Origin of the sequence: Chimaeribacter californicus, from assembly GCF_002858675.1 — a bacterium.
Lineage (GTDB): Bacteria > Pseudomonadota > Gammaproteobacteria > Enterobacterales > Enterobacteriaceae > Chimaeribacter > Chimaeribacter californicus.
This window is the reverse complement of the sequence record NZ_PJZF01000029.1, coordinates 21,422-29,688: the sequence shown is the minus strand read 5'-3', so window position 1 is coordinate 29,688 and position 8,267 is coordinate 21,422. Positions and strand designations below refer to the sequence as shown.

The window sequence follows — 8,267 nt, the reverse complement described above, 5'->3', positions numbered from 1 at the left end:
AACAAGCCGGTGGCGTTCGTCTGCCACGCCCCTGGGGTGTTGCGCCATGTGAAAAGCCCGGACGGCAAACCGCTGGTGGAAGGCAAGAACGTCACCGGCTTTACCAATACGGAAGAAGAGGCGGTCGGGCTGACCAACGTGGTGCCGTTCCTGGTGGAAGATGAACTGATTGCCAAAGGGGGGATCTACTCCAAAGGCGAAGACTGGGGCTCCTACGTGGTGATGGACGGCCTGCTGATCACCGGGCAGAACCCGACCTCCTCCGCCGCTACCGCCGCACGGCTGATTGAGCAATTTGCTGACTAATTAATGTAGTTGATAAGAAACATAAAACCCGGCACTGATGTCCGGGTTTTTTTGTGGTTGCTTATTGCCGCGCCTGATGACTACTCTGCAAAAATTGCCTGCATGATAGCCAAAACGTCTTCCAGGGTATCACCCGGCACCTTTTCAAGCCGCCTGCCGTGGCAGGCGTTGATATCCAGCGTCCGGGGTTGATCGCAACGTATAACGCCCATTGTCCGTGTACCGGCATTCTCGAAAGGGACAGCGAAGCCGGCAGTGCGGGCAAAATTACCGCCGCTGGTGATAGGCAACACAATCGGGGTACGGGTCACGCGGTTAAACGCAGTCGGCGACACAATCAGCACCGGCCGGGTGCCCTGTTGCTCGTGCCCTGCAGTGGGATCAAGCGAAACAAGCCATATCTCGCCACGCTCCATTACAGCACCTCATTGCCGGTTGATGCGCCGTCAAGCCACTGGCGATCTTCCACATCAGGCTCAGCATTTTCATCACATTTTGCCAGCAACTCCGACAGGGTATAACGCACACGGGCCTGCGGCTCCATCACCAGACGCCCGTTATCCACGGTAAGCCCCACTGTTGCACCGGCTTCAAGATGAAGGATATCCAGCAGCGCGGGCGGCACCGCCAGCATGACGGAGCCGCCGACTTTACGAAGGTTTGTTCTGTGCATAGTTCCCCCTGATTAAGTTATACCTGAATATAACGTAATACCCTGAGAGAAGTGCCTGTTTTTCAGTCAACGCGAAGGCAATGACACCACATCCGTATCCGGGCGCCCCGGCTTCACGGCCGTCAGCGGCACCAGCCATTTCACGAAGGAGAGGTGGCCGTCATAGGGCGGTTCGCTGTAGCGTGCCGGATCGGCATTAACGTCAAACAGTGGGGTGTAGCCGAGTGACAGGCAGAGGCTGACCGCTTCCGGCTGGCGGAAACCGGTGGTGAGAAACGCTTGTTTGTAACCGGCCAGCCGGGCGCGGCGCTCCAGCTCCTGCACCATGTAAAGCGCGACGCCCTGTCGGCGCCGATCCTGCCGCGTCCAGATGCGGGACAGCTCCGCCGTGTCGTGATCGTAGGGGGAGTAGGCTCCCATACCAATCGCTTCGTCTCCCTGTTTCAACACCAGAAAACCGCCCTGCGGCGCGCAATACAGCGAGGCCGGGCCATATTCCCGGTCGCCGAAATTCATGCCGTACCGGAGCCGGCACTCGGCGGCCAGCGCCTCGGTTAACGGCGTGATACAGGGATCGTCAGGGGTGGTTTCAACAAAACAGCACGGGTTCATGGGATCTCCTCGTTCTTCGCACGGCATGAAGATAAAAGGGAGGGGGTATGCCGTACAGGCACTATTCCTGACCGCAGGGCGGAAGTAAAACAACAAATCCGGCAAACGGAAGCTGAAAAACGCAGAAGAATCCCCTGCCGCGCCGGTCAGGCGCGGTGATTAAGGCGGCGCGCCAGGCGATCGCCCCCTAGCTGCAGCAACGTCACCAGCGCCACCAGCGCCACAATCACCGTCAGCATTACCTGAGTGTCAAAACGCTGGTAGCCGTAACGGTAGGCGAGGTCGCCCAGCCCGCCCGCGCCAATCGCCCCGGCCATTGCGGAGGCGTTGATCATGGTGACCAGCGTAATCGTGAAGCCGCTGACAATTCCCGGCAGCGCCTCCGGCAGCAGCACATGGCGGATGATATGCCCGCGCTTGCAGCCCATCGCCTGCGCGGCTTCAGTCAGGCCATGATCGACCTCGCGCAGACTGACTTCGGCAATCCGCGCGAAAAACGGCATCGCCGCCACGGTCAGCGGCACTACCGCCGCCCAGACGCCATACGACGTGCCGACCAGCATCCGCGTGAACGGGATCAGCGCCACCATCAGGATCAGGAAGGGAATGGAGCGGAACAGGTTCACAAACCCGCCCAGCACCCGGTTCAGCGACACATTCTCATACAGGCCGTTGCGGTCGCTCACCACCAGCACCACCGCCAGCGGCAGGCCGAGCAGCAGCGCCAGCAGCGACGACACGCCCACCATCAGCAACGTATCCAGAAATCCGCCCCACAGGCGGTCAAGCAGCAGTGACATAGCCCAGTACCTCCACACGATCGGCAATTTCATCAGAACGCGGCAGCGGCACGCCGCCCGCCGGGGTCACTGTCAGCAGCAGGTGGCCCACCGAGCGCCCCTGAATCGGCTCCAGCGCGCTCTCCACCAGCGTGACGCGGCCGTCAAACGCTGCCAGCACCCGGTTGAGATCGGGCGTGACACCGTCACCGTGGTAGCGCAGCCGCACCAACAGCGCGGACTCCGGCGTTTCGGGCGCGGCGCTCAGCGCCTCGCTGAAGCGCGCCGGTAACCGGTCATGCCCCGGCGTCAGCAGGCTGCGGGTGGTGGGTTGCTGCGGGTTGCCATACACCGCCCACACCGGCCCCTGCTCAATAATCTGCCCGCGCTCAATCACCGCCACCCGGTGGCAGAGATCGTGGATCACCTCCATCTCATGGGTAATCAGCACAATCGTAATGCCCATCTCGCGGTTAATCCGCCGCAGCAGGTCGAGGATCGCCCGGGTGGTTTCCGGGTCGAGCGCCGAGGTGGCCTCGTCACACAGCAGCAGCGCCGGGTCATGTACCAGCGCCCGCGCGATGCCGACGCGCTGTTTCTGGCCGCCGGAGAGCTGCGCCGGGTAGGCGTCCTGCCGCGCTTCCAGCCCCACCAGCGCCAGCAGGCGATCCACCCGCTGGCGCCGTTCCCCGGCCTCAACCCCGGCAACGCGCAGCGGCAGTTCAATGTTCTGCCGCACCGTTTTCGCCGAGAGCAGATTAAAGTGCTGGAAGATCATGCCGGTGCGGCGGCGGTAAGCGACCAGCTGATCCTCATCCAGCGTGCCGATGTCGGTGCCGTCCACCACCACCCGGCCGCCGGTGGGGCGTTCAAGCCGGTTCAGGGTGCGGATCAGCGTGGATTTGCCCGCCCCGCTGCGGCCGATGATGCCGAAAATCTCCCCGCGGCGGATGGTCAGGTCAACCGCCTGAAGCGCGGCTACCTGCTGGCCGGGGTAGACTTTACTGACCCCGGCCAGTTGCAGGTGCACCTCATCGCGGGTGTGCCAGGGAATGGCCGCCGTGGCGCTGCGGCCGGGGTAGGGAAGCTCAATCACTGTCATGATTATAGGTTCCAGCCGGGTTGGTAAAGTTTGCCGTAGAAGCTGTCGAGTTTGGCGCGTACCACCGGCGAGTGCTGGTAGATAGAGACAAACTGCTTCAGGCGCGGGTCGTTCTGGTGGCCGTCACGCACCACAAACTGAATCACATATTCCGGGTGCTCCAGCCCATCAAACAGCAGCGCCTTGTTGGGGTCGATGACGCCGGAAAGCCGCAGGTAGTGCGGGTAACCTACCGCCAGATCGACTTCATCCAGCGTGCGCGCCAGTTGCACCGCTTCCACCTCAATAATGTCAATGTGTTTGGGGTTGGTCACGATATCCGCCGTGGTGGCCTTGATGCCGACACCCGGCGTCAGGGTGATCAGCCCCGCTTTCTGCAACAGCAGCAGGCCGCGCCCGCCGTTGATCGGGTCATTGGGAATGGCGACTTTCGCGCCGTCCGGCAGGTCAGCAATCGCGGCATGTTTTTTGGAATATAACCCCACCTGGTTGATGATCGCCGGGGCGTAAGGCACCAAATGGAAGCCGCCCTCCTGGTTGGCGTTCGCCAGGAACGGGCGATGCTGGAACAGGTTAACGTCGATGTCGCCGTTCTCCAGGCTGACGTTCGGCGCGATCCAGTCGCTGAACTCGATGATCTCGACCTTCAGCCCCTGTTTGCGCGCCTCATCGGCAGCGGCCTCCAGCGGTGGTGAAAACGCGGCGGTGGTGCCGACTTTCAGCGGGCCGCTGTCTGCGGCGGCCGCCATGCCGGAAAACGCCATGCAGGCCGCCAGCAGCACGCTTTTGCCCATACGGGCGTGTCCCCAGAGTGTTGTTGTCATCGTGGTTCCCTATAAAAAATGAAAAAGAAAAAGGAAGAAATCACCCGCGCCGATCGGCCGGTGCGCGCCAGGCCGCCGCCGGGTGGCTGGCGGGCAGGCGGTCACCGTGCTGGAACAGTTTTTGCCGCAGCGTGCCGGGCCGGTAAGCGGTTTTATAGCGGCCGCGGGATTGCAGCTCCGGGATAACCCAGCGGATCACATCCTCATAGCTGCCGGGGTTGAGGATGCGCGACAGGTTAAAGCCGTCAATCTCCCCGACATCCATCCAGCGCAGCAGCTGGTCAGCGACCTGCGACGGGTCACCCACCAGCAACGGGTAACGGCTGCCCATCGCGTGCTGTTCCAGCAGGCGGCGGCGCGTCCAGCCGCTGTAGGTTTTGGTGACGGACTCAATCGCCTGCGTTGGCCCGGCCTGTATCGGCTCATCCAGCCCGAAGCGCGCCAGATCGATGCCGGTTGAGCTGGAGAAGTGGGCGATCCCCGCTTCCGGGCTGGCATAGCGCAGGTATTCCCGGTACTTCTCCTGCGCTTCGGCGGCCGTGGGGGCGGCAATCACCCCGACGCCCATAAAGACTTTCAGCGCATCGGCCGGGCGACCGGCGTCCACGGCCGCCTGCCGCAGGGCATGCACCTGATTCCGCATCCCTTCCGGCGTGCTGCCGGTGACAAAGGTGCACTCGGCATGGCGGCCGGCAAAGGCAAGGCCGCGTGCCGAACTGCCCGCCTGGAACAGCAACGGCGTGCGCTGGGGGGAGGGCGACGTGAGGTGGTAACCCTCCATGCGGTAGAACTCGCCCTGATGGCGGATGGTGTGGATACGCGCCGCATCGGCATACAGCCGCCGCGCTTTATCGGCCACCAGCGCGCCGTCTTCCCAGCTGCCTTCCCAGAGTTTGTAACTCACCTCCAGAAACTCATCGGCCTGATCGTAACGGCGGTCGTGCGCCACCTGGGTGGACAGGCCCATTGCCCGGGCGGCGCTGTCGAGGTAGCCGGTCACGATATTCCAGCCGATGCGGCCGTTCGTCAGGTGGTCGAGCGTCGACAGGCGGCGGGCAAACGGGTAGGGCGCTTCATAGCTGAGGTTGGCGGTCAGGCCAAAACCGAGGTGCCGGGTCACCGCTGCCATCGCGGAAACCAGCATCAGCGGATCGTTAACCGGCAGCTGGATCGCCTCCCGCGCCGTCAGTCCGATGCCGTTCTGGTAGACGTCATACACGCCGAGAATGTCCGCGATAAACACACCGTCAAACAGCCCCTGTTCCAGCAGCTGCGCCAGATCTGTCCAGTAGCGGAGCTGGTTAAACTCAACGGAATGATCGTCTGGGTGCGTCCACATGCCGTGGTGGATATGGCCGACGCAGTTCATGGTGAACGCGTTAAGCAGAACCTCTTTCCCGGCCATCAGATCGTCCCCCGGCGCGGCGGCAGGACGCCGTTCAGCACATAATTGCCGATCGCCGGGTATTTCCAGCGCACCGGGTCGTGCAGGGTATGGGTGCGGGCGTTGCGCCAGTGGCGGTCGAAGTTAAAGTCGGCCAACGTGGCGCGGCTGCCGGCCAGTTCAAACAATAAATTCCCGGCGGCCAATGACGTTTCGGTGGTCCAGGCGCGCGCCCGGGCCACGGCGATGGAAGCCTCCGCCACGGTGGCGGCGTCGGTGTGGCGCTGGGCCACATCCACCGCTTCACCGGCCAGTTCCAGCAGGGCATCCCCGGCCTGTAACCGCGCCGTGAGCTGCCCGATGCGATCCAGCGTCAGCGGGTCATCACTGGCTTTCTCGACGCCGGAGTCGATCCAGGGGCGCGACTGGCTGCGCACAAAGTCCAGCATATCCCGCCAGGCGGCGCGGCCGATGCCCTGATCGATAGCGGCATGCAGCAGCTGCGCCAGCGGGCCGACCGGCGTCGGGCGCTCAAAGGCAGTCTGGAACGGCACGATGTCCTGCTCGTCTGCCGGGGTGGCGTCAAAGGTCACGGTGCCGCTGCCGGTGGTGCGCTGGCCGAAGCCTGACCAGTCATCCACGATGGTTAACCCCGGCGCATCCGCCGGTAAAAACACCAGCCGCTCTTTGCCGTCCTCTCCCAGTGCGGCGGTCGGCACCCGCCCGGCGAACAGCGAGCCGGTGGCGTAGAATTTCTGCCCGATGACCTGCCACTGTTCGCCGTGGCGTTCCAGCCGGGTATGGCGCTGATGCGCCGAGGCTGAGCTGAATTCCGCCAGCGCATTGCCGAAGTGCACGCCTGCCAGCACTTCCCCATACAGGCGCGCCTGCTGTTGCGGTGAACCATTCACCCGCAGCACTTCCAGCGCATAAAAGTGGTTTTGCGGCACCTGGCCGATTGCGCCGTCCGCCTCGCTCAGGATAGCGGTCACCTGCGCCAGCACCGCATTCGGCAGCGCCGGGCCGCCAAAGGCTTCCGGCACGGTGATGCTGCCCAGCCCGGAGGCAAACAGTTCCGTGAGTTCTTCACGCGGCAACAGGCGCTCGCGGTCACGCCGGGCTGCCCCGGCGGCGAAACGCGCGGCCAGCGCGTTTGCCACCTCCAGCGCCTGCGCCGCAGAGGTAATCCGTGCCGCCGGGCGGGGTGGCGTGATGTGGGTCGTCATGGTGATGTCCTTGTTCAGATCCAGGAGTGGCGGGCCGGTAGCTGGCCGTTCAGGGTATAGGCGCCGATGGCGTGGTATTTCCAGCGCACCGGATCATGCAGGGTGTGGGTGCGGGCATTGCGCCAATGGCGATCCAGCCCGAACTCCGCCAGCGTGGCGCGGCTGCCGCCCCATTCCAGCAATTTCTCACTGGCCCGCAGGGCAACCTCGGTGGTCAGCACTTTGGCTTGTGCCACGGCAATGGAGGCGCGCGCGGCGCTTTCCGCCGTGACCGGCCGGGCATCGGTGTCATCCAGCGTGCGCGCCGCCCACCGCAGCAGGGCATTGGCGGCCGCCAGTTCGGTATCCAGCCGCCCAACGTCCGCCAGAATGTAGGGGTCATCCGCGTTGCGTTCAGCCTGCGCATCCACCCACGGCCGTGAGCGTTCACGGATGAAGGCGTGCGCCTCGTCCAGCGCCCCCTGGGCGATACCGGCATCAATCGCCGCCTGGATCAGCTGCGAGATCGCGCCCTGAATGTTGGGGCGCTGCGCCAGCAGGGAGAGCGGCAACACGTGGTCATCCGCGACGGCCACCTCGCGCAGCCGCATACTGCCGCTGGCGGTGGTGCGCTGCCCCATGCCTGACCAGTCATCAATAATCTCCAGCCCCGCCGCCGGCTGCGGGATCAGCGCCAGCACCGGCTGCCCGGCGTCATCCAGCGCTTTGACGGCGATAATCTGGGCGAACAGCGCGCCGGTGGAGTAGAACTTGTCGCCGGTCAGGCGCAGCCCGTGCCCGGTGTTGTGCAGGCGCGCCTGCATATCCAGCGTATGCCGGGTGTGTTTCTCCGGGCCGCCATTGCCGATGCGCTGCCCGTTCACCACGGCGCTGAAAATCTGTTGCTTCAACGCGGGCGGGGCCAGCTCATCAATCAGCCGGATCAGGCCGAAATGGTTCTGCGGGATCTGCCCCAGCGCCGGGTCAACCGCCGATATCACCCGGAACACCTCCGCCACCACCATGTAGGGCAGGCCGGCACCGCCATACTCTGCGGCAATGGTGATGCTCCCCAGCCCGCTGCGGCTGAACAACGCCAGCGCCTCGTGGGGGTAAACCCGGTCACGGTCACGCGCCACCGCACCGGGCGCGGCTAACGCCGCCACCGCCTGGGCCGCCTCCAGCGCTTGCGCGGCAGTACGGATACGCGCCACAGACCCGGCTTCCGGCCAGCCTGTCGGCGCAGGTGAAACGGCATCAACCATGGTTATTCTCCCGGCTATTTTTAAGGGTGAAAATAAAGGTGCAGAGGAACAGGGCAATGCGGAACAGACATTACCGTGTGGCTGCAATAAAAGGATCGCGATGTTATTAATGCGGGT

Annotated in this window: 10 protein-coding genes; 1 reads left to right on the top strand and 9 read right to left on the bottom strand. The window is 64.0% G+C overall.

The window, feature by feature from the left end:
• Positions 1-306, top strand: a 306-nt coding sequence (locus CYR55_RS21780) for a type 1 glutamine amidotransferase family protein (protein ID WP_479415245.1), incomplete at its 5' end; no start/stop codon positions are given.
• A gap of 80 nt (positions 307-386) precedes the next feature.
• Here the strand turns inward: CYR55_RS21780 and CYR55_RS21775 are convergent.
• From CYR55_RS21775 to CYR55_RS21735, 9 genes are all read right to left on the bottom strand, one after another.
• Entirely contained in the window at positions 387-722 is a 336-nt protein-coding gene (locus CYR55_RS21775) for a type II toxin-antitoxin system PemK/MazF family toxin (protein ID WP_101818416.1), read from the bottom strand.
• Positions 722-979: an AbrB/MazE/SpoVT family DNA-binding domain-containing protein gene (locus CYR55_RS21770; protein ID WP_101818415.1), complete on the bottom strand. Its 258-nt coding sequence runs from the start codon at positions 977-979 to the stop codon at positions 722-724. Before CYR55_RS21770 ends, CYR55_RS21775 begins: the two co-directional genes overlap by 1 nt.
• A 66-nt stretch (positions 980-1,045) precedes the next feature.
• Positions 1,046-1,591 carry a GNAT family N-acetyltransferase gene (locus tag CYR55_RS21765; protein WP_101818414.1) on the bottom strand — a complete coding sequence of 182 codons (546 nt, stop codon included), beginning with the start codon at positions 1,589-1,591 and terminating at the stop codon, positions 1,046-1,048.
• Positions 1,592-1,737: 146 nt separating this feature from the next.
• Positions 1,738-2,391 (bottom strand): methionine ABC transporter permease, encoded by a 654-nt coding sequence (locus CYR55_RS21760; RefSeq protein WP_072928005.1) that lies wholly within the window; start codon positions 2,389-2,391, stop codon positions 1,738-1,740.
• A complete protein-coding gene (locus tag CYR55_RS21755; protein ID WP_101818413.1) occupies positions 2,375-3,472 on the bottom strand; it encodes a methionine ABC transporter ATP-binding protein in 1,098 nt (365 codons plus the stop codon). The genes CYR55_RS21760 and CYR55_RS21755 overlap by 17 nt, the downstream gene beginning before the upstream one ends.
• Before the next feature lie 2 nt (positions 3,473-3,474).
• Entirely contained in the window at positions 3,475-4,266 is a 792-nt protein-coding gene (locus CYR55_RS21750) for a MetQ/NlpA family ABC transporter substrate-binding protein (protein WP_101818412.1), read from the bottom strand.
• A 70-nt stretch (positions 4,267-4,336) separates the two neighbouring features.
• On the bottom strand, positions 4,337-5,701 hold the full coding sequence (locus CYR55_RS21745; RefSeq protein ID WP_101818411.1) for an LLM class flavin-dependent oxidoreductase: 1,365 nt from the start codon (positions 5,699-5,701) through the stop codon (positions 4,337-4,339).
• Positions 5,701-6,906: an SfnB family sulfur acquisition oxidoreductase gene (locus tag CYR55_RS21740; RefSeq protein WP_101818410.1), complete on the bottom strand. Its 1,206-nt coding sequence runs from the start codon at positions 6,904-6,906 to the stop codon at positions 5,701-5,703. The genes CYR55_RS21745 and CYR55_RS21740 overlap by 1 nt, the downstream gene beginning before the upstream one ends.
• Positions 6,907-6,920: 14 nt before the next feature.
• Positions 6,921-8,150, bottom strand: a complete 1,230-nt coding sequence (locus CYR55_RS21735) for an SfnB family sulfur acquisition oxidoreductase (RefSeq protein WP_101818409.1) — start codon at positions 8,148-8,150, stop codon at positions 6,921-6,923.
• Positions 8,151-8,267 lie beyond the last annotated feature (117 nt).